Here is a 23,592-nt window from a genome sequence, read left to right as displayed (position 1 = left end):
GGGGGCGCTGGCGCGGCGGCGCTGCGAAGGCAGCGGCAGCGTCCGGCACCGGTCATGGATGCGGGCTGTGTGCGTCATGAATTCCGTGTCTTTGTTGTTGGGCCCGTGCGGCGGCAGCGGCTGTCGCCGTATGGCGCCAGCGGCCGGGAAAGGGAACCGGCCGCGCGGGCCGAGATCGGGGTTCCGGAGAGGTGAGGTCACGGGCAGACCTTCCGAAAAGGGGCACGCCCCCGCGGCCTGCGCGGAGGCGTGCGTGTCACAGGATCAGCCTTTGACGCGGAACCAGTCGGCTGCGTTCCAGAGCTCGCTGTCCCAGGTGTTCAGGATGACACCGCCCAGCGTGTTGGAATGCGCCGACACGCGGCCGCGGTCGACCAGCGGAACGATGGTCATCGTTTCCTTGGTGATGATGTCGTTCAGCTTCTTGGCGATCTCGCCGCGCTTGCTCAGCTCGCCGGTCTTGGCCAGCTCGTCGAGGAGCGCGTCGTACTCTTCGTTGCAGAAGCGGTTGATGTTCTCGCCCTGCCACTGCGAGGACGGCTTCGGCTCGTTGCCGCAGCGGTACATCTGCAGGTAGGACTGCGGATCGGTGCCGTCGAAGTTGTTCGCGTACATCTCGACGTCCGCGTAGAACTTCTGGAAGGTGTCGGGCGAGCCCGGGTCACCGCCGAAGAACACCGAGGCGTCGACGTTGCGCAGTTCGGTCTCGACGCCGATCTGGCGCCACCAATCCTTGATCAGTGCCTGGAAGTCCTGGCGCACGGCGTTGGTCGAGCTCTGGTACAGCAGGCTCAGCTTCATGCCGTCTTTCTCGCGGATGCCGTCACCGTCGCTGTCGGTCCAGCCGGCTTCCTCGAGCAGCGCCTTGGCGCCATCGAGGTCCTGAGTGAGGCACTCGGTGTTGTCCGAGGCGTAGAGCTCGGGTGCGGGCACGAGGTTGCAGGTGGCGCGGCCAGCCTGGCCGTAGCCGATCTCGGTCAGCAGCTCGCGGTCGATGGCCATCGACAGCGCCTTGCGGACCTTGAAGTCGGACAGGATCGGGTGCGGATGCGCCACGGTCGAACGCTCGCCCTCGGGCAGGTTCGGCGAGGGATCGGTCATGTTCATCTCGAGCCGCTCGACCAGGGTGCCGAAGGCCGAGACCGGGGTGCCCTGGCCGCCTTCTGCCATGGAGGCAAGCACGTCGGGCGCAAGCTGCAGGTTCCAGGCGTAGTCGAACTCGCCGGTCTGCAGGACCGCGCGGGCCGCGGATTCCGCATCGCCGCCGCCTTTCAGCGTGGCGGTCGCGAAGGCGGGCTTCGCCGGGTCACGGTAGTTGGGGTTGGCCGAAAGCGAGATCACGTCGTTCGGCTTGAACTCGTCGACCTTGAACGGGCCGGTGCCGATCGGGTTGAAGTTGGCCTCGGTGCAGGTCGATGCCGCCGCGCCGACGCAGTTCTCGAACTGCGCCTTCTGCAGGATCGGGGACTGGCCGCCCATGAAGGGGCCGTAGGGGTTCGGCATGGCCTCGTCGAAGTTCACCACGACGGTGAGGTCGTCGGGGGTGTCGATCGAGGAGATGTGGTCGAACTTCGCGAGCTGCGCGCAGCCGCCTTCGGGGTTCATGCAGTAATCGGCGGTGAATTTGACGTCTGCCGAGGTCACCGGGGAGCCGTCGGACCACAGCAGGCCGGACTTCAGCTTCCAGGTGATCGACTTGAGATCCTCGGCCACGCCGCCGTTCTCGACGGTGGGGATCTCTTCGGCCAGGAAGGGCACCAGGGCGCCGGTCTCGGTGTAGCGGCCGAGCGGCTCGAGCACGAGCGAGGAGGCTTCGATGTCCTTGGTGCCGCTGGAGAGGTAGGGCGTCATGATCGACGGCGCCTGCCAATAGATGATGTTCACGTGCCCGTCCGAGCCGCGCTCCGCCATGGCGGCGGCGGGGGCCAGCACGAAGCTGGCTGCGGCCCCGAGGAGAAGGGTCTTCGTTTTCATAGGTCACTCCCTGTTATCGACCTAAGACCGGTTGGTCTCTTCTTTGTATCAGCGGGAAAATGAAGTCGGTCCGGCCTCTTGGGGCCGGACATTCAGATCGCTCCCATCCCGCTTGCGGGCCATCGAAGCAGAACACGCGCAAAATGCAAGCATTGCCTTTGGGTCAGGTGGCGCTTGGGTTTGACAGTTTGAGCAAGCTGCCTTTAGCGTTTGCACTGATACAGACGGAGAGGCCGAAATGCTGGACAACCCCATCGCGCGGATCGAGAGCCTGCGCGTAGAATTCGAGACAAAAGACGGCCCTGTTGCTGGTGTCGAGGATGTGAGCTTCGATATCGGACCGGGCGAAACCGTCTGCGTCGTGGGGGAATCCGGCTCCGGAAAATCGGTCAGCTCGCTCTCGCTGATGCGCCTGATCGAGTTCGGCGGCGGCGAAATCGCCAAGGGGCGCCTAATTTTTGATCGCAAGGACGGCGGCGAGACGGATCTGGCGAAGGCCTCCCAGGACGTCATGCGCGACATCCGCGGCAACGAGATCGGGATGATCTTCCAGGAGCCGATGACCGCGCTCAACCCGGTCTTCACCGTCGAGCGCCAGCTCACCGAGGGTCTGCGCGTGCACCGCGGCATGACCAGTGAGCAGGCCAAGGCCCGGGCACTAGAGCTGATGCAGCAGGTCCGTATCCCCGAGCCCGAGCGGCGGCTGAAGCAATATCCGCACGAGCTTTCGGGCGGCATGCGCCAGCGCGTGGTGATCGCCATGGCCATGGCCTGCAAGCCGCGGCTGCTGATCGCCGACGAGCCGACCACCGCGCTCGACGTGACCATCCAGGCCGAGATCCTCGCGCTGATGGACCGTCTCAAGCGCGAGACCGGCACCTCGGTGATGTTCATCACCCACGACATGGCGGTGGTGGCGCAGATGGCCGACCGCGTGGTGGTGATGTTCCGCGGCAAGAAGGTCGAGGAGGGCACCGTCGAAGACATCTTCGAGCGCCCGCAGCATCCCTACACCCAGGCGCTGCTTGCCGCGGTGCCGAAGCTCGGCGAGATGCGCGGCAAGGCGCTGCCCGAGCCGATGCGCCTGCTCGGCCGCGACCAGGACGAAATCAAGCCGATCCCCGGCACCGAAACACCGCTGCTGGAGGTCAAGGGGCTGACCACGCGCTTCGCGGTCAAGGGCGGCTTCTTCCGCCGGACCGTGGCGAACGTGCATGCGGTCGAGGATGTCAGCTTCACCGTCAACAAGGGCCAGACCCTCAGCCTCGTCGGCGAGTCCGGCTGCGGCAAGTCCACTTGCGGGCGCTCGATCCTGCGCCTCGTCGAGCCGCAGAAGGGCAGGGTGCTGCTCGACGGCGTCGATGTGATGGGTCTTGGCCCGAACATGCTGCGCGACGAGCGCCGCGAGATGCAGATGATCTTCCAAGATCCCTTCGCCTCCTTGAACCCGCAGATGAACCTCGCCGACCAGGTGGCCGAGCCGATGCGCAATTTCGGCTCGCACAAGGGCAAGGAGATGATGGACCGCGTGGCCATGCTCTTCGACCGGGTCGAGCTGCCGCGCAGCTTCATGCGCCGCTTCCCGCACGAGCTCTCGGGGGGGGCAGCGCCAGCGCATCGCCATCGCCCGCGCGCTTGCGCTCAACCCCAAGCTGATCGTCGCGGACGAGGCAGTGTCGGCACTCGACGTGTCGGTGCAGGCGCAGGTGGTCAACCTGATGATGGAGCTGCAGGCCGAGCTTGGCCTGTCCTATCTCTTCATCAGCCACGACATGGCGGTGGTCGAGCGCGTCAGCCACAAGGTGGGGGTCATGTACCTTGGCCGGATCGTCGAGATCGGCCCGCGCGCGGCGGTTTTCGAGAACCCGCAGCATCCCTATACCAAGGCGCTGATGTCGGCCGTTCCGATCGCTGATCCGCGCCGCCGCAAGTCCGAGAAGGACCTCAATTTCAAGCCCATCCCGTCCCCCATTCACCCGGTCGGATACGAGCCGGAGCCGAACGTGTATCAGGAAGTCGGACCGGATCATTTCGTGCTTACTTCGGCGTCCGGCTACTAAGGGTTGTGGTCTCATCACGGCATTTCTCTGCCGATGACGAGAAAATTTTGGCTTGGAGGTGGATCCCGGAACGTGGGATGATTATGCACGATGCAACGAAGCACAGACACGAATCTGTGCCAGGCCCGAGAGCAGAAGGCTAAGAACAAGCGTGCAGACAGACGTCGCCAGCGGCAACATCGATGGTGTCGGGACGACACTGAAACCCTTCCAGTTCCGGGGGCGGTTCCTGACCGCTCTGGCCCTGCGCCTGAGCACGGCCCCGGACGCCCGCTTCTACGAGATGCTGGCCGACCGGCTGGAGAAGACACCGAACTTCTTCACCGACGCACCGGTGATCATCGACCTTGAACAATCCCAGGCCGAGGTGACACCCGAGGCGCTGACCGAGCTGGTCGCGACCTGCGCCCGCCGCGAGCTCGCGGTCTTCGGCGGTGCAGGGCGGGGACGGAGGCGCTGCGCGCCGCCGCGGCCGGGCTGGGGCTGATCGTCGTGGACCGGCGGACGCGACGCGCGCGCGCGGGGCGCTGGCCCAGCTCCGAGCAGAAGCGCCCGCAGCGGGTGTTCCAGGACCGTGCCCCCGCACCCGAGGCGCAGCCGGCCCCCGCGGCCGAGCCCGAACCCGCACCGATCCCGCAGCGCGTCGCGCCAGAGAACAAGATCGTCACCATGCCGGTGCGGTCGGGCCAGACGGTGATCGCCGACAAGGGTGATCTGACCGTGGTCGGCCCGGTCAGCTCGGGTGCCGAGCTTTTCGCCGCCGGCAACATCCACGTCTACGGCCGGATGCGCGGCCGCGCCTTCGCCGGCATCGACGGCGATGAGAACGCCCGGATCTTCTGCCAGTCGCTCGACGCCGAGCTGCTGGCGATCGCCGGTCTCTACCGGACCTCGGACAGCCTCGGCGCCGATGTCCGCCACAAGATGGTGCAGATTTACCTCGAGGACGAGCGGCTGATCGTCGCGCCGTTCGGATAACCTCGGCATTCAACAGGAGCCGCCAGTGAGCAAAGTAATCGTTGTGACCTCGGGCAAGGGTGGCGTGGGCAAGACCACGTCCTCGGCTGCCATCAGCGCCGGTCTCGCCTCGCGCGGGCACCGCACCGTCGTGATCGACTTCGACGTGGGTCTACGCAACCTCGACATGATCATGGGCTGCGAGCGCCGGGTCGTGTTCGATTTCATCAACGTGATCCAGGGCGACGCCAAGCTGAACCAGGCGCTGATCCGCGATCGCCGGCTCGACAATCTCTACGTGCTGCCGACCTCGCAGACCCGCGACAAGGACGCGCTCACGCAGGAAGGCGTCGAGAAGGTGCTGAACGAGCTGCGCGAGGAGTTCGACTACATCATCTGCGACAGCCCGGCGGGCATCGAGCGCGGCGCGCAACTGGCCATGTACTACGCCGACGAGGCGGTGGTGGTGACCAACCCCGAGGTCTCCTCGGTGCGCGACAGCGACCGGATGCTCGGCCTCCTGAGCTCCAAGACCGCCCGCGCCGAGCGCGGCGAGGAAGACCAGATCAAGAGCCACCTGCTGCTCACCCGCTTCGACCCGAAACGCTCGGGCGACGGCGAGATGATGTCGGTGGAGGACGTGCTGGAGATCCTCGCGATCCCGCTGCTCGGGGTGATCCCGGAAAGCCCCGCGGTGCTGCGTGCCTCGAACGTCGGCGTGCCGGTGATCCTCAACGAGAAGTCCCGCGCCGCCACCGCCTACGAGGAGGCCGTCGCGCGCCTCGACGGCGAGGACATCCCGATGAAGATCGAAGGCGAGAAGGTCCCGGGCCTGATGTCCCGTCTCTTCGGGAGGAGCGCATGAATCTTTTCGGGTTCACCTTCAACCGCAAGCCCAAGTCCTCGGCCCAGGCCAAGGAGCGGCTGCAGATCCTTCTCGCGCACGAGCGCGGGTCGGGTCCCAGCGCCGATTTCCTGCCGCTGCTGCAGCGCGACATCGTCGAGGCGATCAAGCGCTACGTGCAGGTGAGTGACGATGCCGTTGGAATCCGGATGGATTCCATCGGCGACGTCTCCAGCCTCGAGATCAACATCGAGCTGCCGGCAGACCAGAAAGAGGCTGCCAAGGCCGACAAGACCGACAAGAAAGCCGCGGCGAAGGGCTGAACCCCTCGCCGCAAGGCCGTTGACAGAGGCTCTGCCCTCCGCCGCGCCAAGCGTGGCTTGTCCTATGATCGGGGGCGCTGCCCTCCGCCGCGCCGAGCGTGGCTTGTCCGATGATCGGGGGCTCTGCCCCCGTCCGCTGCGCGGACTCCCCGGGATATTGTTGCCTAGAAGAAGGGGCGGGCGTTTCGGCCTTGCCCCCGGTTCGGGTTTTCGGTAGCCGGTCGGCTTTCCATCTTCGGGGAGCATGTCATGGCTGATGCGGGCTATTCGGGCGGCGACTGCCTTGCGATCGATTTCGGGACGTCGAACTCGGCGGCAGCGATCGTCGAAGGCGGCGCGGTGCGCCTGTTGCAGATCGAGGCCGGGGCCGAGACCCTGCCCACCGCCGTGTTCTTTCCCGAGGAGGGTGGCATGCGCATCGGCGCCGCGGCCTCGGAGGCGCTGATCGCCGGCGAGGAGGGGCGCTACATGCGCGCCCTGAAAAGCGTGCTCGGGACCACGCTCTTTCATGAAAAGCGGCTGATCGGCGGCAAGCGGCGGACGTTGGCCGAGATCGTCACCGCCTTCCTCGTCGAGATGAAGACCCGGGCCGAGGCGCAGGCCGGGCGCAGCTTCCCCCGGGCGCTCTCGGGTCGGCCGGTGCATTTCCACACCAGCGACGCCGAACGTGACGCCCGGGCCGAGGAAGACCTGCGCGGCTGCTATCTCGCCGCCGGCTTCGAGAGCGTCGAGATGATGTTCGAGCCCGAGGCGGCGGCGCTGGCGAGCCGCATCGCCGAGGGCACCGGCGGCACCGGGCTGATCGTCGACATCGGCGGCGGCACCTCGGATTTCACGGTCTTCCGCAGCGAGGGCGACGGCATCGCCATCACCGCCAGCCACGGCATCCGCCTCGGCGGCACGGATTTCGACCATGCGGTCTCGATGCGCCATGCCATGCCGCTGCTGGGGCTGGGGGGCGAGCTGCGGCGCGATTTCGGCGAGGGGCTGCTGCCGGTGCCGAATGCGCTCTACGTGGACCTCTCGACTTGGGCGAAGATCCCCTTCCTCTACAATCGCGACACCGAGCGGGCCGTGGAGGACATGCTGCGCCACGCGGTCGAGCCGCAAGCAATGAAGCGCCTGCAAAGGGTGATCGTGGACGAGCTGGGGCACGAGCTGGCCTTCGCCGTGGAGCGCGGCAAGATCGAGGCCAACTCCGGCACGGCGGGGGCGCAGATCGCCATGGGAATGATCGAGCCGGGGCTCGGCGCGCGGGTCACGCCGGGCACGCTCAACGCGGCGCTTTCGGAGGCGCGCGAGGCGCTGCGCATGGCGATTTACGAGACGCTGATGCTGGCGCAGGTTTCGCCCGCGCAAGTGGACAGCGTGGTGCTGGTCGGCGGCTCGAGCCTCATGGCGCTGGTCGAGGGCGAGGCGCGGGCGGTCTGCCCGGGCGCCGCGCTGCGCCGCTCCGAGGCGTTTACCGCGGTGGTCGACGGGCTGGCCTGGGCGGCCTCGGGCCGGGGCGTGGCGCGCGGCTGAAGAACGGGCAGATGCGCCGGTCGGCGGCGCGAATGCCGGGGCGGGGCCATGCCGCCCCCTTGTGGTCGGGCGCAAGGCGCGTTTAGGTCTGCCCCGAAGACAGACCAAGGACGCCCCATGACTTCCCGGCTACCCCCGCGCGCGCTTCTGGAGAAGCTCGTTTCCTTTCCCACCGTCAGCACCGGCAGCAACCTCGACCTGATCGGCTGGACCGAGGACTATCTCGCCAGCCACGGCATCGAGAGCCACCGCCACGCCAAACCTTCCGAGCCCGAGCTCAAGGCGGCGCTTTTTGCCCATGTCGGCCCCGCGGCCGAGGGCGGCGTGGTGCTCTCCGGGCACACCGACGTGGTGCCGGTCGAAGGCCAGGACTGGAGCTCGGATCCTTTCGTGCTCACCGAGCGGGACGGGCGGCTCTATGGGCGCGGCGCTACGGACATGAAGGCTTTCGACGCGCTGGCGATTTGGGCGCTGGTCGAGGCCAGGCACCGGGGCGTGACGCGTCCGCTGCAACTTGCGTTCAGCTATGACGAGGAAATCGGCTGCGAGGGGGCGATCGATCTGGTCGCGGCGATGCAGGGCGTGGTGCCGAAAGCCAGCGCGGTGATCGTCGGCGAGCCGACCATGCTGAAGCCGGTGACCGGCCACAAGGGCGGCATCAGCTTCGACGTACACGTGCATGGCGTCGAGGTGCACAGCTCGATCCTCGAGACCGGGGTCTCGGCGATCATGTGGGGGGCGAAGCTCATCGACTGGTGCAACGACGTCAACGCCGAGAACGCCGCGGCCGCGCCGGGGCCGGTGGCCGCGCTTTTCACGCCGCCCTATACCAACGTCCACGTCGGGCAGATCCGCGGCGGCACGGCGCAGAACATCACCGCCAAGGACTGCTGCTTCCCGCTCGGCTTCCGCGTGGTGCCGGGCGAGGACCCGGATTACTGGCGCGGGCGGCTCATGGACAAGGTGGCCGAGCTCAACGCGCAGATGCAGGCGGTGCGGCCCGAGGCTTGGATCGAGGTGAAAGCGGCCTTCCACCTGCCGCCCTTCGCGCCGACCGAGGACAACCGCGCCGAGGAGATGGTGCGCCAGATCACCGGCGACAACGCCAAGCGCCACGTCAGCTACGGCACCGAGGCCAGCCATTTCCAGAATGGCGGTTACGACGTGGTGGTCTGCGGGCCGGGCGACATCGGCATCGCGCACCAGCCGGACGAATATATCGAGGTCTCGCAGCTCGAGGCCGGGCAGGCCTTCATGGAGAAGCTGCTGGAGCGGCTGGCATGAGCGTGGTCTTTCCGTTCCGCGACGAGGGTCCTGTCACCCATGATGGCCCGCTGCCCGAGGCCGCCGACCTGGTGGTCATCGGTGGCGGCGTCATCGGCACCTGCACGGCGCTCTTCGCCAACCGCGCCGGGCTGAAGGTGGTGCTGCTGGAAAAAGGCCGCATTGCCGCCGAACAGAGCTCGCGCAACTGGGGCTGGATCCGGGTGCAGGGCCGAGACATGGCCGAGATCCCGGTGGCGCTCGAGGCGCACCGGCTTTGGCAGGAGCTCGACGCGCTCTGCGAAGGGCGGCTCGGCACCCGCACCGTGGGTGTCGGCTATCTTGCCAAGAGCCGCGCCGAGATGGAGAATTTCGCCGGCTGGCTCGAGGAGGCGCGGCCGCTCGGCGTCAGCTCCGAGCTGCTGGACGCAGCGCAGACCAAGGCGCAAATCGGGGCGACGGGCAGCCCCTGGGTCGGCATGTTGCACACGCCCACCGACATGAAGGGCGAGCCTTGGCAGGCGGTGCCCGAGCTGGCGCGGCTCGCCGCCTCGGAAGGGGTCATCGTGCGCGAGCGCTGCGCGGTGCGCGGGCTCGAGCGCAGCGGCGGCCGGGTCACCGGCGTGGTCACCGAGGCTGGCACCCTTCGCTGTGCGCAGGTGGTGCTTGCGGGCGGGGCGTGGTCGGGTCTCTTCCTCAGGCGCCACGGGGTGACGATCCCGCAGCTTTCCGTGCGCTCGACCGCCATGGCCACCGCGCCGCTGCCACAGGTGGCCAACAAGGCGGCGGTGGATGACGTTCTGGCGTTCCGCCCGCGCGCCGACGGCGGCTACACGCTGGCGCCCTCGGCCTTTTCCGAGCTCTTCCTCGGGCCGGACGCGCTGCGCCATGCAGGGCCCTATGTCGCGCTTGCGCGGCAGGGCAGCTTCGACGTGCGCTTCCGGGTCAAGGCTCCGGCGGGCTACCCCGACGCCTGGGGCACGCCGCGCAGCTGGCGCGACGACGAGCAGAGCCCCTTCGAGCGGATGCGCATCCTCTCGCCCGAGCCCAACGCCGGCAAGGTCGCCGCGACCCGCGCGCAATTCGCGCGGCATTTCCCCGAGATGGGCGAGGTGCCGCTGCAGGCGAGCTGGGCGGGGATGATCGACGTGATGCCCGATGTGGTCCCGGTGGTCGATCACGTGGCGCAGATCCCCGGTTTGATCGTGGCGACGGGCATGTGCGGGCACGGTTTCGGCATCGGGCCGGGCTTCGGGCGGGTGGTTGCGGACATGGCGCAGGGCAGGGACCCGGGTCATGACCTGACACGCTTTCGCCTGTCGCGTTTCAGCGATGGCAGCAAGCTGGTGCCGGGGCCGAACCTCTGACGGGAGACACGGGGCGCTGAGCAACACGGCAGAGCACCCCGTCTTCCCCAGGGTCACATCGCGGCTCCGCTTGCCACGCCCCGGCGCCGATGGCAGGCTCCGCGCGAAATATGATCAAACAACAGGGACGCACTTCCATGCCCGTCAAGAACCGCTTCGCCGAGCTCCAGTCCGAGATCACCGACTGGCGCCGCGACCTCCACGAGAACCCCGAGATCCTCTTCGAAACTCACCGCACCTCGGCGCTGGTGGCGGAGAAGCTGCGCGCGTTCGGCTGCGACGAGGTGGTCGAGGGGATCGGCCGCACCGGCGTCGTCGGCGTGATCAAGGGCAAGACCGATGCCTCGGGCAAGGTCATCGGCCTGCGCGCCGACATGGACGCGCTGCCGATCCTCGAGGACACCGGGCTCGACTATGCCTCCAAGACCCCCGGCGCGATGCATGCCTGCGGCCATGACGGCCACACCGCCATGCTGCTGGGCGCTGCCAAATACCTTGCCGAGACCCGCAACTTCGACGGCACCGCCGTGGTGATCTTCCAGCCCGCCGAGGAAGGCGGCGGCGGTGGCAAGGAGATGTGCGACGACGGTATGATGGACCGCTGGAACATCCAGGAGGTCTACGGCATGCACAACTGGCCGGGCCTGCCCACCGGCAGCTTCTCGATCCGCCCGGGTGCCTTCTTTGCCGCCACCGACGTCTTCGAGGTCACCATCGAGGGCAAGGGCGGTCACGCCGCCAAGCCGCATGAGACCATCGATCCGACCGTCGCCTCGGCGCAGATCGTCACCGCGCTGCAGACCATCGCGGCGCGCAACGCCAACCCGGTGACCGAGATCGTGGTCTCGGTGACCAGCTTCGAGACCTCTTCGAAGGCCTTCAACGTGATCCCGCAGCGGGTGACCCTGCGCGGCACGGTGCGCACGCTGGCACCCGAGAACCGCGACCTCGCCGAAACCCGCATCACCGAGATCTGCACCGGCATGGCCGCAGCGCTCGGCTGCGTGGCGACGGTGGATTACACCCGCAACTACCCGGTGATGGTCAACTCCGAGGAGCAGACCGAATTCGCCGCCGAAGTCGCCCGCGCCGTGTCGGGCGATTGCGCCGATGCGCCGCTGGTCATGGGCGGCGAGGATTTCGCCTTCATGCTCGAGGAGCGCCCGGGCGCCTATATCCTCGTCGGCAACGGCGACACGGCAGCGGTGCACCATCCCAAGTACAACTTCAACGACGAGGCCATCCCGGCGGGTTGCTCGTGGTGGGCGGAGATCATCGAGCGGCGGATGCCGGCGGCCTGACCGGCCTGCAGGGGCGGCTTCGGCCGCCCCGCGCTTGTCGTCATGCTGATAGAGGGGGCTCCGCCCCCGTCCGCTGTGCGGACTCCCCCGGGATATTTTTGCCTAGAAGAAGTCGGGGGAGCGGGCGCGCCGCTCTTCCGGTCGAGGCTCAGAGCGGCTGGCCGGTGACCGACATGCCGCGCGAGAGATAGCCGCAGGCCTCGTTGATGCCCGCCGAGCAGGCCACCGAGAGCACCTCGGCCTCGGTCGGTTGTTTCGCGGCGCAGGCCGCCAGCGCCAGCAGCGCGGCGCCGAGGATGGCAAGTCGCATCATGGCCCTGTCCTTGTTGTTTCCATGAAGCCCGACTGCGGGCTGCATTGCAAGCGCCCGTGGTACCTCATCCCGCGTCCGCCGAAAAGGCCTCGTCCCAGAGCCGGAACAGTCGCTCGCGGGTGCTGCGGTCCAGCGCCAGCAGCAGCGGCGGCGCGAGGGCGATCAGCCGCCGGGCGCTCGGCAGCAGGCCAGTCTCGGAGGGATCGGTGGCGGCGACAAGCCCGAGGTCGGCCAGCATGCCCTGCGCCTCGGGCGAGAGCAGGAAGTCGAGCAGCCGCTGCGCCGCCTCGGGGTGGGGGGCGCCCTTGGGGATCATGAATGCCCGGGACATCATCAGAGTGTAATCCTCGGGCAGGATGATGCCGACGTTGGGCGCGGCGCGGGCCTCGGCGTAGGAGCCAAGCACGTTGTAGGCAATGTAGTAGCGCCCCTCCGAAACCCCGTCGATGATCGACAGCGAGCAGCAGGTGGCGATCGCCCCAATCCGCGAGAAGGCCTCGAGCATGGCGCCGAAGGTGGTGGCCTCGAGGCTGTCGGCATGGGCGAAGAGATAGCCGAGGCCCGAGTCCTCGATGTCGTAGGTGGCGATGCGGCTGCGCAGCAGCTCGGGCTTCTTGCGCATCAGGTCGAGCAAGGCGAAGCGGGTGCGCGGCACGTCCCCGGCCGCGAGCGCCTCGGTGTTGTAGATGATCACCGCCGGCTCCTCGGTGATCCCCCAGAGCTCGTCGCGCCAGCGCCGCTCGTCGGGCAGCGCGGCGCTGGCGGGCGAGCGGTAGGGGTGGGCGCAGGCGGCGTTGACCAGCGCGAGCATGTGGTGCGCCCCCGAGGAGAGCAGCGCATCGGCGGGGGCGGCGCGCCCGGCGCAGGCGGCGCGGCTGCTGGTGTAGAGGTTGTTCGAGCCCCATTGCTCGTAGCGCAACGACAGGTCCGGGTTCAGCTCGGCGAAGCGTTCGATCACCGGCTGGATGATGTCGATGTCGGTTGTCGAACGCAGGGTGAGCTCGGTGGCGCCGGCGCCGAAGCTCTCGACGCGCTCCTGCGCGGGTGCGGCGCGGGGCAGGGCGAGGCCGAGGGCGAGCAACAAGAGCGGCAGCAGGCGGGTCTTCATTCGGGTGCGTCCTCCTGCGGGGCGGCGGGCAGCAACAGGGCGATGCGAAAGCCGCCCTCGGGGTATTCCAGCGCGACCCGCCCGCCGAAGGCGGCGGCCACCGAGGCGACGATGGCGAGCCCGAGCCCGGCGCTGTCCTCGCGCGAGGCGGCGCTGCGCTCGAAGCGCTGGCCGAGGCGGGCGGCGATCTCGGGAGCGGGGCCGGGGCCCGCGTCCGTCACCCAGAGCGCCGCCTCGGTGCCGCGCCGCTCGGCGCCGATGGCGATCGGCGGGGTGCCGTGCTTCAGCGCGTTGACTAGCAGGTTCTTGGCGGCCTCGCCGACCGAGAAGGCATCGGCGCGAACCATCACCGCCTCTTCGCCGATCTCGAGCCGTAGCTCGGCGTCCGGCGCGAGCAACTCGTGATCGCCGCGCTCCACGACCTCCAGCGCCACCTCGCGCAGGTCGAGCGGCGCGCGCGGGGCGCTTTCGCTGCGGTGGCTGACAAGGGCGCGCGACAGGAGCTGGTCGAGCAGCGATCCGAGCGAGCGGGTGCGGGTCAGCAGCCGGGCCAGCGCGCGGTCGCGCAGCGCGTCGTCGGGCTGGTCCTGCATCGCCTCGGCCTGCACCCGGATTGCCGCCACCGGGGTGCGCAGCTGGTGGGCAGCGTCGGAGATCAGGTGCCGCATGCCTTCCATTTGCCGGTCGAGCCGGCCCATGAAGCGGTTCATCGCCTCCAGCATCACCGTCAGTTCGCGCGGCAGCCCCTCGGTGGGCACCGGCGTGAGGTCGTAGGGATCGCGCGCGGCGAGATCCTCGGACATCGCCTCGAGCGGGCGCAGCGCCGAGCGGGTGACCACCCAGGACATGACCAGCAGCGCCAGCCCGGCCAGCAGCATCGGCAGGACGGTGTCGCGGGTGAGGCCAAGCGCCATCGCCTGCCGTGCGCGCAGGGTCTGGCCGATGGTGACCGAGATGCCGCCCGAGAAGTCGCGTTCGGCAAAGCGTCGGGTCACCCGGACGAAACGCGCGGGCTCGCCGTTGAGCCGCGAGTCGAAGAACTCGGGGCCGGAAGTGGTGCCGAGGCGGCGGGCGGGGGGGCGCGATGTCGGTCTCGTCGAGCCCGGTGATCAGCGTGTTGCCGGGGCCGCGCACCGCGTAGTGGATGCGGTCCTCGGGGGCCTGTGCCAAAAGCTCGAAGGCCGAGACCGGCAGATCGACGATGGGCCGCCCGGACTGGATGCGGATCGAACCGGCGATGTCCTGCGCGGCGCCCAGCAGGATGCGGTCGTAGGATTGCCGCGCCGCCAGCCGGCAGTTGTAGAGCGTCGCGCCCGCCACCAGCAGCCCGCCAGCCAGAAGGATCAGCAGCACCGCCTTGAGGACCCGCGAGGCGAGGCTGGGCGGAAGGCTTGGCGGCACCCTGGGCGGAAGGCCGGCGGGCGGAGGGGCGCTCTCAGCCATCGAGGTCGATCCGGTAGCCGATGCCGCGCTGGGTGGCGATGCCGACGGGGCTGCCCGCGAGCTTCTTGCGCAGCCGGGCGATGTAGAGCTCGATGGCGTTCACCCCGACGTCAGCATCGCCGAAGCCGTAGAGCGAGTCGTAGAGCCGCGCCTTGCTCAGGTACTGGCCCTGATGGCGCAGCAGCACGCCAAGCAGCGCCGCCTCGCGGGCGGTGAGTTCGAGCCGATTTCCCTCCAGCGTGGCGCTCTGCCCGGCGGGCGAGAAGGCGAGCGGGCCGAGCACGATCTCGGCGCCCTTCTGGTCGGCCTCGCGGCGGATCAGCGCCCGCAGCCGGGCCTCGAGCTCGCGCTGGTCAAAGGGTTTGCCGAGGTAGTCGTCGGCGCCGAGGTCGAGCGCGCTCACCCGGTCGTCCACCGAGACCAGCGCGGTCAGCATCAGCACCGGCGTGCGCGCGCCCGAAGCGCGCAGCTCGCGCAGGAAGCGCAGGCCGGAGCCGTCGGGCAGGTTGATGTCCAGCACGATGGCGTCATAGGCCTGCACGGCGAGGAAGTCGCGCGCCGCCTCGAGGCAGTCCGCGACATCGCAGACGATGCCCGACTGCGCCAGCCGCGCGGCGACGCCCTCGGCAAGATCGCTGGCATCCTCGACCATCAGTACACGCATGACACTCGTACCTTTCCCTTGGCCCTTCACCGGCTGACGGAACGTACACATGCACGCGCAGGCATCTGACAGGTTCGCGACAGCTTCGTGGCTTAGAGACACGTCTTAACCCGCAACCGGGGAGGCTGCAAAGCGCAGTCAGGTTCCGCGGGGAGACGACGGCGCCGGCGCGTATCGGTTCGGTGGCCGACCATGAGGAGGATACCATGTTTATCAATGCAACCCGCGGCCTGATTGCCGCGACCGTTCTCGGCGTCTCGGCTCTTGCCGCACAGGCTCAGGACTTCACCCCCGAGAACCCCGAGTGCATCGCGCCCGCCAACCCGGGCGGCGGCTGGGACTTCACCTGCCGTCAGGTCGGCAAGGAGCTTCAGGATCTCGGGCTGATCGGCAAGACCATGCAGGTCGTCAACCTCGCCGGTGGCGGCGGCGGCGTGGCCTTTGCGGAAGTGGTCAACAAGCGCGCGGACGACAATGACCTGATCGTCGCGGCCAGCTCGGCCACCGCGACCCGCCTGGCGCAGGGCGCCTACCCGGGCAACACCACCGACCAGGTGCGCTGGCTGGCATCGATCGGCGCCGACTACGGCGTGATCGCGGTCTCGGCGGACAGCGAGATCGAGACGCTGCCGCAGCTGCTCGACATGATCAAGAACGACCCGCGCTCGGTCTCTGTCGCGGGCGGCTCGGCCGTTGGCGGCTGGGACCACCTCAAGGTGCTGATCGCCGCTTCCGCCTATGGCATCGAGGACGTGCGCTCGGTCAAATACGTCGCCTTCGACGGCGGCGGCGAGGCGGTGACCCAGCTGCTCGCAGGCTCGGTGCAAGCCTTCACCGGTGACGCATCGGAAGCCAAGGGCTTCGTCGACTCGGGAGACATCAAGGTGATCGCTGTGCTCGCACCCGAGCGCCTCGAAGGCGATTTCGCCGAGTTCCCGACCGCAAAGGAGCAGGGCGTCGACGCCATCGGCGCGAACTGGCGCGGCTTCTACGCACCGGGCGGCATGAGCGATGCGGCCTATGACGCCTGGGTCAAGAAGATCGGCGAGCTCTACGCGTCGGACGAGTGGAAGGAAATCATGGCCAACAACGGTCTTGCTCCGCTCGACCTGCAGGGTGCCGACTTCGAGCAGTTCGTCCAGAACAGCGTGAGCGAGATCCAGGGCATCTCGCGCGAGATCGGCATCATCAAGTGACCTGATCCCACGCAATGAACGGCGGGCCCCTGTCACTCCGGGGGCCCGCCGGGCAGAATTACCTTTCCACGCAAATTTCGGGGGACACCATGAGTGACCGCATCTTCGGCCTTGTCGGCCTGGCGCTCGCCATCTTCTTCGCCTGGGCCGCGCTGCAGATCGAGGAGAGCTTCCTCTCTGACGAGGTGGGTCCCAAGGCCTTCCCGCTGATCATCGCCGGCATCCTTGGCATTTCGTCGATCTTCATCGCGCTCAAGCCCGACGCCGATCCCGAGTGGCCCTCTCTGGGGCGGCTCGTCGAGATCCTCGCGGCGGTCGTCGTGATGATCCTCTACGCCGAATTCCTGCCCATCGCGGGCTTTGTCATCGCCACCGCCGTGGCCGCGGCCTACCTGACCTGGCGCCTCGGCAGCCCGGTGCTCTCGTCGCTGCTGATCGGCGTGCTGACCTCGGTCGGCATCTACGTGGTCTTCCATCTGCTGCTGGGCCTGTCGCTCGCCCGCGGCCCGCTGGGTTTCTGAGGAGGAGGCCGCAATGGACGTTCTTGCCAATCTCGGAGACGGCTTCGCCGTCGCCTTCACCCTGCAGAACCTCGGCCTCGCGCTGCTGGGCTGCTTCCTCGGCACCATCATGGGCGCGCTGCCGGGCCTCGGCCCGTCGAACGGTGTCGCCATTCTGATCCCGCTGGCCTTCACGCTGGGTCTGGGCCCGACGCCCTCGCTGATCTTGCTGACCTCGGTCTATTACGGCGCCATGTACGGCGGGCGGATCAGCTCGATCCTTCTGGGTATTCCCGGGGACGAGCCCGCCATGATGACTGTGCTCGACGGCCACCCGATGGCCAAGAAGGGCATGGCCGGCGAGGCGCTCTCGCTTTCCGGCATCGCCTCCTTCGTGGGGGCCTTCATCGCCACCTGGGGCCTGATCCTGCTGGCTCCGCAGTTGGTGAAGATCGCGCTGCTCTTCGGACCGGCGGAATATTTCGCGCTCTTCGCGCTGGCCTTCGCGACGCTGGGCGGGGTCTCCTCGACCAACCAGGCGAAATCGGCCTTTGCCGCCATGCTCGGCCTCGGCCTCGCGATGATCGGCGTCGACACCCAGACCGGCGTGCCGCGCTTCACCTTCGGCGAAGTGCACCTCTATGACGGTCTCGACTTCCTCGTCGCCATCGTCGGCCTCTTCGCGCTGTCGGAAGTGTTCATCTTCCTCGAGCACCGTCACGGCGATGCCGATGCCTCGGCCAGCGAGCTGAAGGTCGGCCGTCTCACTCCGCCGATGTCGATGATCAAGCAGTGCACCCCGACCATGCTGCGCACCTCGATCCTCGGCTTCATCGCCGGCGTTCTGCCGGGCGCGGGCGCGTCGCTGGGCTCGTTCATTTCCTACTCGATGGAAAAGCGCCTGGTCGACAAGGAGGGCACCTTCGGCAAGGGCGACCCGCGCGGCGTCGCGGCTCCTGAGGCGGGCAACAACGCCGCCGCCGGTGGGGCGCTCGTGCCGATGCTGGCGCTCGGCGTGCCGGGTTCGGGCACCACGGCGGTGCTGCTGGCGGTGCTGCTGTCGCTGAACATCACCCCCGGCCCGCTGCTCTTTGCCAACAACCCCGACGTGGTCTGGGGCCTGATCGCCGCGCTCTTCATCGCCAACTTCATGCTGCTGGCGCTGAACATCCCGATGGTCGGCATCTTCACCCGCGTGCTGATGGTGCCGCCGCGCATCCTGATGCCGGTGGTCGCCATGGTCAGCTTCGTCGGCATCTACGGCATCTCGGGCTCGAGCTTCGACCTGCTGGTGATGATCGGCTTCGGCGTCATGGGCTGGCTGCTGCGCAAGTTCGACGTGCCGCTGGTGCCGATCATCCTCGGCACGCTGCTCGGCAACACCATGGAGAACAACCTGCGCCGCGCGATCACCATCGACAACGGCAACTGGTTCACCCTCTTCGACAGCCCGCTGTCGCTGACGCTCTGGGCGATCGCCATCATCGGCTTCATCATGCCGCTGATCGTCGGCCGGTTGGTGCGTGCCAAGATGCACGAGCGCGGAGACGAAGAAGGCTCGATCGCCGACTGAGCCGCCGCGCCACCCCTTGCTTGCCAGCACAGCGCCGGCCCGTTCCCACGGGCCGGCGCTTTCCGTTGCGGCATTGAACGGCGCTGGATGCCGCGGCGCAGCGTCAAATGCTGCTGCTGCGAAGGCGATGTCGAAAATGAAAATGCGGCATTGTGTCGCCACGGATCCGTGATAGCGTTGATTCCAAGGGAGGAACTATCATGGAACTTTATCTGATTGGCTTGGCCATTGGCCTTCTCATCATGTCCCCGGTGATCGCGCTGATCCTGTTCGCCGGCATCGTCACCCGCAAGGGAGAGAGCCGGACACCGCCGTCGGGCGGCGCCCGTGCGCGGGTAAGCCTGCAGGGGTTCGCGGCCCGCTACGCCAAGCCCTGAGCCGGATCACGATCTCTGAACAACAAGAGGCCGGGCGCAGCCAGCGCCCGGCCTCTTATTTTCGCGCGGCCGGCTCTTGGCTGGCCCGGCGTCAGTCCAGCGCCTTGTCGCTGGTGCCAGCATCTCCCTTGACCCAGTAGCCTGCGGCCTTGAGCCAATGCGGCGGATGCTGCCGCTCGTTCAGGAAGTGCAGCTTGAGGGCGCGGGCGACCTGCGCCTCGGCGGCGATCCAGACAAAGCCAGGCCCCTCGGGCAGGGTCAGCCTGCGTGTCGCGTCGAGCAGCGCTCCGGCCTCATGCGCCTGCGCCACAGGGCGGTGAAGCCAGTGAGCCTCCTGCGTGGCGGCGCTGTCGAAGCGCTGCTCGTCTTCCGGCCCAGGCACGGCGGCGAGGGTGACCGCGGTGACCCCCTCGGGCAGCTCTTCGACCCGGCGGCCGATGGCGGGCAGGGCGGTCTCGTCGCCGATCAGCAGGTACCAGTCGAACACCGGCGCGATCACCGCCGAGCCGCGCGGCCCGCCGATGTTGAGCGTGTCACCGGGCGCCGCACTCTCGGCCCAGGCGGTAGCGGGGCCAGCCTGGTGGATGGCGAAATCGAGCACCAGCGTGCGCGCCTCGGGATCAAAGGCGCGCGGGGTGTACTCGCGGGCCACTGGCGCCTCGGCTCCGGTGTCGAGGAAGAGCTTCACGTGGTCATCCGCGCCGAGGCTGGCGAAATCGGCCAGTGACTCGTCCTCGAGGGTGATGCGGATCATGTGCGGCGTGAGCCGTTCGGTCTCGCGCACCGTGAGGGTGCGGCGCTTCAGCTCGTGCTTGTGCCGTGTGATGACGTTTTCCATGTGATGTCCTTGCTGTCAGCTGTCAGCTGTCGTCTGAGGGCGCATCCGGCGTATCGCCTGCGATGGCCCGGGCGGTGTCTCGTAGCTGCGCGGCAAGCGTGGCGATGAGCGTGTCGTCGGCGCCCTCCGCCGTCATCCGGCGGCGCAGGGCAATCTTGATCTCGTCCATGGCGGCAACGATTTCCCTGGGTGCATTGCCCCGGTGCCAGGCCGGGGGCTTGCGGGTCAGCAAATCGTCCGCGGCGGCGCGGTTGGCCTCGAGAAAGGCCGCGCCCTCGGCGGTCAGCCGGGCGCGCTTGCGGCCGCTCTCGTCGGGCTCGACCTGTGCATAGCCCATGTCGTCGAGCCAGGACAGGGTCGGGTAGATGACGCCGGGGCTCGGGGTGTAGGCACCGTCGAAGCGCTCCTCGATGGCCTTGATCAGCTCGTAGCCGTGGCGCGACTGCTCGGCGATCAGCGTCAGCACCAGAAGCCGCAGCTCGCCATATTCGAAGAAGCGCTTGCCGCGCGGGCCGCCGCTGCGGTGCCCCCGGCCCTCATGGCGCATGTCCTTGCCGTGTCGCATTGCCCTTCCTCCATCTGGAGAATCTAGATATATCGTAAAATAAGATATATCGAAAAATACACAAGGGGCGCCTGCGTCACGCTGCAATGAAACGGCAGTGCTGCGAGAAGGGTGGCGGGCTGTCATGAAACCGTCACTTCCTCAGGGTCGATAATTCACATATTCATGAAATATGGAAAAAGAGATTCCCGACCGCCTCATGACCCTCGGCCACCCGCAGCGGCTGGCGCTCTTCCGGCTGCTCATGCGCCGCTATCCGGACCGCCTTCCGGCCGGTGAGATCGCCGAGGTGCTGGAGGTGAAAGCCAGCACGCTCTCGACCTATCTTGCCGCGCTGATGCGCGCCGGGCTTGTGACGCAGGAGCGGGCAGGAACCTCGCTGCTTTACGCAGTCGACATGAGAGAGGTGCAAGAGACCTTCGACTACCTGCTGCGCGACTGCTGTCGCGGGCGCCCGGAGATCTGCTCCCCGAGCCCTTTCAACGCACCAGAAGGAACCGCGCCGATGTCTCCCCAAGATCAAGGCCGCAAGTACAACGTCCTGTTCATCTGCACCGGCAATTCCGCCCGGTCGATCTTTGCCGAAACGCTGCTGCGCGAGATCGCCGGAGACAGGTTCACCGTCTATTCGGCGGGGACCAAGCCCAGCTCCGAACTGAACCCGATCGCGGTCGAGCTGCTGCGCCAGAAGGGCCACGACATCGCGCCGCTGCGCGCCAAGACCATCGCGGAATTCTCGGGTGAGGGCGCGCCCGATCTCGATTTCGTCTTCACCGTCTGCAACCAGGCCGCCAACGAGGACTGCCCCGCCTGGGACGGCCAGCCGATCTCGGGCCACTGGGGCATGCCCGACCCGGCGCGCGTCACCGGCACCGAGGCCGAGAAGATGCTCGCCTTCCAACAGGCCTACGGCGCGCTCAAGCACCGGATCGAGGCCTTCGCCGCGCTGCCCATCGCGCAACTGAACCGCATCTCGCTGCAGGCCGCGGTCGATGAGATCGCGCAATTCGACACTCCCAAAGCCTCCCGGAAAGAGACCACATGACCACCTATGCCCTGAACGGCCTCGGCCGCATCGGAAAGCTCGCCCTGAAGCCGCTGCTCGAGAAGGGCGCCCGGATCGCCTGGATCAACGACGCCGTGGGCGATCCGGCGATGCACGCGCACCTGCTGGAGTTCGACACGGTGCACGGGCGCTGGAACACCGAGTTCCACCACGACGATGAGAGCGTGACCGTGGACGGCACGCGGCTGCCGTTCATCGGCACCCGTGATCTCTCGGCTCTGCCGCTCGAGGGGGTGGACGTGGTCATCGACTGCACCGGCGTCTTCAAGTCCGAGGCGGCGCTCGCGCCCTACTTCGCGGCGGGGGTGAAGAAGGTCGTGGTCTCGGCCCCGGTCAAGGACGGCGGCGCCGCCAACATCGTCTACGGCGTCAATGACGGCATCTATGATCCGGGGCGGCACAGCATCGTCACCGCGGCCTCCTGCACCACCAACTGCCTCGCGCCGGTGGTCAAGGTGATCCATGAGAACCTTGGCATAAGGCACGGGTCGATCACGACAATCCACGACGTGACCAACACGCAGACCATCGTCGACCGGCCCGCCAAGGACCTGCGGCGGGCCCGGTCGGCGCTGAACTCGCTGATCCCCACCACCACCGGCTCGGCTACGGCGATCACGCTGATCTACCCCGAGCTGAAGGGGCGCCTGAACGGCCATGCGGTGCGCGTGCCGCTGCTCAATGCCTCGCTGACCGACTGTGTCTTCGAGGTGGAGCGCGCGACCAGCGCCGAGGAGGTGAACGCGCTTTTCGAGGCGGCGTCGAAAGGCGCGCTGAAGGGCATCCTCGGGTACGAGGAGCGCCCGCTGGTCTCGTCGGATTACACCAACGACACGCGCAGCTCGATCATCGACGCCCCCTCGACCATGGTGGTGAACGGGACGCAGGTGAAGGTCTACGCCTGGTACGACAACGAGATGGGCTACGCGCACCGGCTGGTGGACGTGGCGATGATGGTCGGGGGGGCGGCTGTGAGCGCGCAGGCCGAAGGCATGCCCGAGGGTCTCTCGGCCTATGTCGCGGTCACCGCCGCCTATTGGGCCTTCATGCTCACCGACGGCGCGCTGCGGATGCTGGTGCTGCTGCATTTCCACAGTCTCGGCTTCTCGGCGGTGCAGCTGGCCTATCTCTTCGTGCTCTACGAGATCGCCGGCATGGTCACCAACCTCTCGGCGGGCTGGATCGCAGCGCGCTTCGGGCTCACCTCGACGCTCTTCGCGGGGCTCGGGCTGCAGGTGGCGGCGCTGCTGGCGCTGACCCAGCTCGACCCGGCGTGGAGCATCGGCGCCTCGGTCGCCTTCGTGATGTGCGTGCAGGGGGCCTCAGGTGTCGCCAAGGACCTGGCCAAGATGTCCTCGAAGTCGGCGGTCAAGCTGCTGGCGCCCTCCGAGGGCGGCGGGCTTTTCCGCTGGGTCGCCGTGCTCACCGGCTCGAAGAACGCGGTGAAGGGCTTGGGCTTCCTGCTGGGGGCGGCGCTGCTGGCCACGCTCGGCTTCAAATGGGCGGTGCTGGCGATGGCGCTGGTGCTTGCGGTGATCCTCATGGCGGTCTGCGTTTTCATGCCCGGCGGCTTGCCGAAGGGCCGCAAGGGAGCGAAATTCTCCGAGGTCTTTTCGAAGTCGGCCAACGTCAACTGGCTGTCGGCGGCGCGGGTGTTCCTGTTCGGGGCGCGCGACGTGTGGTTCGTGGTCGGCATCCCGATCTACTTCTACGCGGTGCTCTCGGACGGAAGCGAAGAGGGCAACCGGGCGGCCTTCTTCATGATCGGCACCTTCATGGCGGTCTGGATCATCCTTTACGGTGCGGTCCAGGCGGCGGCGCCGCGCATCCTGCGCGCCGAGACCCGCCCCGAGGCCGAGCTGATCCACGCCGCACGCAGTTGGGCGGCGGCGCTCTTCGTGGTCCCGGCGGCGCTGACCGTGGCGGTGCTGCTCTCGCCGGTACCGCAGATGTGGCTGACCGTGGTGCTGGTGCTGGGGCTGCTGGTTTTCGGCGCGATCTTCGCGGTGAACTCCTCGCTGCATTCCTACCTGATCCTCGCCTTCAGCAAGTCCGAGCGGGTGACCATGGACGTCGGCTTCTACTACATGGCGAACGCCGCGGGGCGGCTCATCGGGACGGTGCTGTCGGGGCTGACCTATCAACTCGGAGGCCTGCCGCTGGTGCTGGGCACGGCGGCGGCGATGGTGGCGCTGGCGGCGCTGATCTCGGGGCGGCTGAGCGCCGAGCCGCAGGATCTGGCCGTCTAGGCGGAAAGAGAGCCGGTCCGGGCAAGTTCAGATCGAAATCTTGAAAAGACAAGGGCCGGGCGCAGTGCCCGGGCCTTGTCCTGTTGG

The 23,592-nt window shown here is 67.9% G+C and carries 21 protein-coding genes and 5 pseudogenes; 17 read left to right on the top strand and 9 right to left on the bottom strand.

Annotated elements, in window-relative coordinates:
• Positions 1 to 264: 264 nt before the first annotated feature.
• A complete protein-coding gene (locus CLG85_RS15285; protein ID WP_095880573.1) occupies positions 265 to 1,974 on the bottom strand; it encodes a peptide ABC transporter substrate-binding protein in 1,710 nt (569 codons plus the stop codon).
• Positions 1,975 to 2,212: 238 nt separating this feature from the next.
• Between CLG85_RS15285 and CLG85_RS15280 the strand changes: the two are divergent.
• From CLG85_RS15280 to CLG85_RS15240, 10 genes and pseudogenes are all read left to right on the top strand, one after another.
• Positions 2,213 to 3,520, top strand: a pseudogene (locus CLG85_RS15280) (ATP-binding cassette domain-containing protein); the annotation flags it as partial.
• Positions 3,521 to 3,785: 265 nt separating this feature from the next.
• Positions 3,786 to 4,034 (top strand): oligopeptide/dipeptide ABC transporter ATP-binding protein, encoded by a 249-nt coding sequence (locus CLG85_RS28095; protein WP_512699373.1) that lies wholly within the window; start codon positions 3,786 to 3,788, stop codon positions 4,032 to 4,034.
• Positions 4,035 to 4,185: 151 nt separating this feature from the next.
• A complete protein-coding gene (locus tag CLG85_RS27445) occupies positions 4,186 to 4,521 on the top strand; it encodes a hypothetical protein (RefSeq protein ID WP_311735001.1) in 336 nt (111 codons plus the stop codon).
• Between the two features lie 5 nt (positions 4,522 to 4,526).
• A complete protein-coding gene (gene minC, locus CLG85_RS27440) occupies positions 4,527 to 5,012 on the top strand; it encodes a septum site-determining protein MinC (RefSeq protein WP_311735000.1) in 486 nt (161 codons plus the stop codon).
• Between the two features lie 25 nt (positions 5,013 to 5,037).
• Complete coding sequence (minD, locus tag CLG85_RS15265; RefSeq protein ID WP_095882785.1) at positions 5,038 to 5,856, top strand: septum site-determining protein MinD; 819 nt, start codon at positions 5,038 to 5,040, stop codon at positions 5,854 to 5,856.
• Positions 5,853 to 6,158: a cell division topological specificity factor MinE gene (gene minE / locus CLG85_RS15260; RefSeq protein ID WP_095882784.1), complete on the top strand. Its 306-nt coding sequence runs from the start codon at positions 5,853 to 5,855 to the stop codon at positions 6,156 to 6,158. The genes minD and minE overlap by 4 nt, the downstream gene beginning before the upstream one ends.
• A gap of 249 nt (positions 6,159 to 6,407) precedes the next feature.
• On the top strand, positions 6,408 to 7,682 hold the full coding sequence (locus CLG85_RS15255; RefSeq protein ID WP_224844622.1) for an Hsp70 family protein: 1,275 nt from the start codon (positions 6,408 to 6,410) through the stop codon (positions 7,680 to 7,682).
• A gap of 117 nt (positions 7,683 to 7,799) precedes the next feature.
• Positions 7,800 to 8,966: an acetylornithine deacetylase gene (gene argE, locus CLG85_RS15250; protein WP_224917218.1), complete on the top strand. Its 1,167-nt coding sequence runs from the start codon at positions 7,800 to 7,802 to the stop codon at positions 8,964 to 8,966.
• Entirely contained in the window at positions 8,963 to 10,312 is a 1,350-nt protein-coding gene (locus CLG85_RS15245; protein ID WP_260349507.1) for an NAD(P)/FAD-dependent oxidoreductase, read from the top strand. Before argE ends, CLG85_RS15245 begins: the two co-directional genes overlap by 4 nt.
• A 137-nt stretch (positions 10,313 to 10,449) precedes the next feature.
• Positions 10,450 to 11,613 carry a M20 aminoacylase family protein gene (locus CLG85_RS15240; protein WP_095883485.1) on the top strand — a complete coding sequence of 388 codons (1,164 nt, stop codon included), beginning with the start codon at positions 10,450 to 10,452 and terminating at the stop codon, positions 11,611 to 11,613.
• Positions 11,614 to 11,761: 148 nt separating this feature from the next.
• Here the strand turns inward: CLG85_RS15240 and CLG85_RS15235 are convergent, their stop codons facing one another.
• From CLG85_RS15235 to CLG85_RS15210, 6 genes and pseudogenes are all read right to left on the bottom strand, one after another.
• Positions 11,762 to 11,926 (bottom strand): hypothetical protein, encoded by a 165-nt coding sequence (locus CLG85_RS15235; protein WP_224844618.1) that lies wholly within the window; start codon positions 11,924 to 11,926, stop codon positions 11,762 to 11,764.
• A gap of 64 nt (positions 11,927 to 11,990) precedes the next feature.
• Positions 11,991 to 12,839, bottom strand: a pseudogene (locus tag CLG85_RS15230) (ABC transporter substrate-binding protein); the annotation flags it as partial.
• A gap of 191 nt (positions 12,840 to 13,030) precedes the next feature.
• Complete coding sequence (locus tag CLG85_RS27765) at positions 13,031 to 13,744, bottom strand: sensor histidine kinase (RefSeq protein ID WP_512699374.1); 714 nt, start codon at positions 13,742 to 13,744, stop codon at positions 13,031 to 13,033.
• Between the two features lie 33 nt (positions 13,745 to 13,777).
• Positions 13,778 to 14,050, bottom strand: a pseudogene (locus CLG85_RS28090) (sensor histidine kinase); the annotation flags it as partial.
• 121 nt (positions 14,051 to 14,171) lie between these two features.
• Positions 14,172 to 14,477: pseudogene (locus CLG85_RS28085) on the bottom strand (sensor histidine kinase N-terminal domain-containing protein); the annotation flags it as partial.
• Positions 14,470 to 15,141, bottom strand: a complete 672-nt coding sequence (locus tag CLG85_RS15210) for a response regulator transcription factor (protein ID WP_095881477.1) — start codon at positions 15,139 to 15,141, stop codon at positions 14,470 to 14,472. The pseudogene CLG85_RS28085 and the gene CLG85_RS15210, both read right to left, overlap by 8 nt.
• Positions 15,142 to 15,347: 206 nt before the next feature.
• Between CLG85_RS15210 and CLG85_RS15205 the strand changes: the two genes are divergently transcribed.
• The 4 genes from CLG85_RS15205 to CLG85_RS15190 all read left to right on the top strand — a co-directional run bounded on the left by CLG85_RS15205 (position 15,348) and on the right by CLG85_RS15190 (position 18,787).
• A complete protein-coding gene (locus tag CLG85_RS15205) occupies positions 15,348 to 16,337 on the top strand; it encodes a Bug family tripartite tricarboxylate transporter substrate binding protein (RefSeq protein ID WP_095881478.1) in 990 nt (329 codons plus the stop codon).
• Between the two features lie 89 nt (positions 16,338 to 16,426).
• Positions 16,427 to 16,858 (top strand): tripartite tricarboxylate transporter TctB family protein, encoded by a 432-nt coding sequence (locus tag CLG85_RS15200; RefSeq protein WP_095881479.1) that lies wholly within the window; start codon positions 16,427 to 16,429, stop codon positions 16,856 to 16,858.
• Between the two features lie 13 nt (positions 16,859 to 16,871).
• Positions 16,872 to 18,410, top strand: coding sequence for a tripartite tricarboxylate transporter permease (locus CLG85_RS15195; protein WP_095881480.1), 1,539 nt, complete (start codon positions 16,872 to 16,874; stop codon positions 18,408 to 18,410).
• A gap of 200 nt (positions 18,411 to 18,610) precedes the next feature.
• Positions 18,611 to 18,787 carry a hypothetical protein gene (locus CLG85_RS15190; protein WP_176476524.1) on the top strand — a complete coding sequence of 59 codons (177 nt, stop codon included), beginning with the start codon at positions 18,611 to 18,613 and terminating at the stop codon, positions 18,785 to 18,787.
• A gap of 91 nt (positions 18,788 to 18,878) precedes the next feature.
• Here CLG85_RS15190 and CLG85_RS15185 read toward each other — a convergent pair whose 3' ends face one another.
• The gene (locus tag CLG85_RS15185; RefSeq protein WP_095881481.1) at positions 18,879 to 19,625 is read right to left on the bottom strand and encodes a siderophore-interacting protein; all 747 of its coding nucleotides are present in this window, start codon (positions 19,623 to 19,625) and stop codon (positions 18,879 to 18,881) included.
• A gap of 22 nt (positions 19,626 to 19,647) precedes the next feature.
• Positions 19,648 to 20,190, bottom strand: coding sequence for a PadR family transcriptional regulator (locus CLG85_RS15180; RefSeq protein WP_095881482.1), 543 nt, complete (start codon positions 20,188 to 20,190; stop codon positions 19,648 to 19,650).
• Between the two features lie 172 nt (positions 20,191 to 20,362).
• On the opposite strand from CLG85_RS15180, the gene CLG85_RS15175 reads away from it, so the two are divergent.
• The 3 genes and pseudogenes from CLG85_RS15175 to arsJ all read left to right on the top strand — a co-directional run bounded on the left by CLG85_RS15175 (position 20,363) and on the right by arsJ (position 23,505).
• On the top strand, positions 20,363 to 21,235 hold the full coding sequence (locus tag CLG85_RS15175; protein ID WP_095881483.1) for an arsenate reductase/protein-tyrosine-phosphatase family protein: 873 nt from the start codon (positions 20,363 to 20,365) through the stop codon (positions 21,233 to 21,235).
• Positions 21,232 to 22,218, top strand: a pseudogene (locus CLG85_RS15170) (ArsJ-associated glyceraldehyde-3-phosphate dehydrogenase); the annotation flags it as partial. The gene CLG85_RS15175 and the pseudogene CLG85_RS15170, both read left to right, overlap by 4 nt.
• Positions 22,219 to 22,248: 30 nt before the next feature.
• The gene (gene arsJ, locus CLG85_RS15165; RefSeq protein ID WP_260349518.1) at positions 22,249 to 23,505 is read left to right on the top strand and encodes an organoarsenical effux MFS transporter ArsJ; all 1,257 of its coding nucleotides are present in this window, start codon (positions 22,249 to 22,251) and stop codon (positions 23,503 to 23,505) included.
• Positions 23,506 to 23,592 lie beyond the last annotated feature (87 nt).

The sequence above is a fragment of the Alloyangia mangrovi genome (assembly GCF_002300555.2).
Classification (GTDB): Bacteria; Pseudomonadota; Alphaproteobacteria; order Rhodobacterales; family Rhodobacteraceae; genus Salipiger; species Salipiger mangrovi.
The sequence above is the reverse complement of the archived record's forward strand: the minus strand, read 5'-3'. Positions and strand labels throughout refer to the sequence as shown.

Coding starts and splice junctions, on each gene's coding strand:
- CLG85_RS15285 (WP_095880573.1), bottom strand. CDS start 1,974: ATGAAAACGAAGACCCTTCTCCTCGGGGCCGCAGCCAGCTTCGTGCTG.
- CLG85_RS28095 (WP_512699373.1), top strand. CDS start 3,786: ATGTACCTTGGCCGGATCGTCGAGATCGGCCCGCGCGCGGCGGTTTTC.
- minE (WP_095882784.1), top strand. CDS start 5,853: ATGAATCTTTTCGGGTTCACCTTCAACCGCAAGCCCAAGTCCTCGGCC.
- CLG85_RS15255 (WP_224844622.1), top strand. CDS start 6,408: ATGGCTGATGCGGGCTATTCGGGCGGCGACTGCCTTGCGATCGATTTC.
- argE (WP_224917218.1), top strand. CDS start 7,800: ATGACTTCCCGGCTACCCCCGCGCGCGCTTCTGGAGAAGCTCGTTTCC.
- CLG85_RS15245 (WP_260349507.1), top strand. CDS start 8,963: ATGAGCGTGGTCTTTCCGTTCCGCGACGAGGGTCCTGTCACCCATGAT.
- CLG85_RS15240 (WP_095883485.1), top strand. CDS start 10,450: ATGCCCGTCAAGAACCGCTTCGCCGAGCTCCAGTCCGAGATCACCGAC.
- CLG85_RS15235 (WP_224844618.1), bottom strand. CDS start 11,926: ATGATGCGACTTGCCATCCTCGGCGCCGCGCTGCTGGCGCTGGCGGCC.
- CLG85_RS27765 (WP_512699374.1), bottom strand. CDS start 13,744: ATGAACCGCTTCATGGGCCGGCTCGACCGGCAAATGGAAGGCATGCGG.
- CLG85_RS15210 (WP_095881477.1), bottom strand. CDS start 15,141: ATGCGTGTACTGATGGTCGAGGATGCCAGCGATCTTGCCGAGGGCGTC.
- CLG85_RS15205 (WP_095881478.1), top strand. CDS start 15,348: ATGTTTATCAATGCAACCCGCGGCCTGATTGCCGCGACCGTTCTCGGC.
- CLG85_RS15200 (WP_095881479.1), top strand. CDS start 16,427: ATGAGTGACCGCATCTTCGGCCTTGTCGGCCTGGCGCTCGCCATCTTC.
- CLG85_RS15195 (WP_095881480.1), top strand. CDS start 16,872: ATGGACGTTCTTGCCAATCTCGGAGACGGCTTCGCCGTCGCCTTCACC.
- CLG85_RS15190 (WP_176476524.1), top strand. CDS start 18,611: ATGGAACTTTATCTGATTGGCTTGGCCATTGGCCTTCTCATCATGTCC.
- CLG85_RS15185 (WP_095881481.1), bottom strand. CDS start 19,625: ATGGAAAACGTCATCACACGGCACAAGCACGAGCTGAAGCGCCGCACC.
- CLG85_RS15180 (WP_095881482.1), bottom strand. CDS start 20,190: ATGCGACACGGCAAGGACATGCGCCATGAGGGCCGGGGGCACCGCAGC.
- CLG85_RS15175 (WP_095881483.1), top strand. CDS start 20,363: ATGGAAAAAGAGATTCCCGACCGCCTCATGACCCTCGGCCACCCGCAG.
- arsJ (WP_260349518.1), top strand. CDS start 22,249: ATGCCCGAGGGTCTCTCGGCCTATGTCGCGGTCACCGCCGCCTATTGG.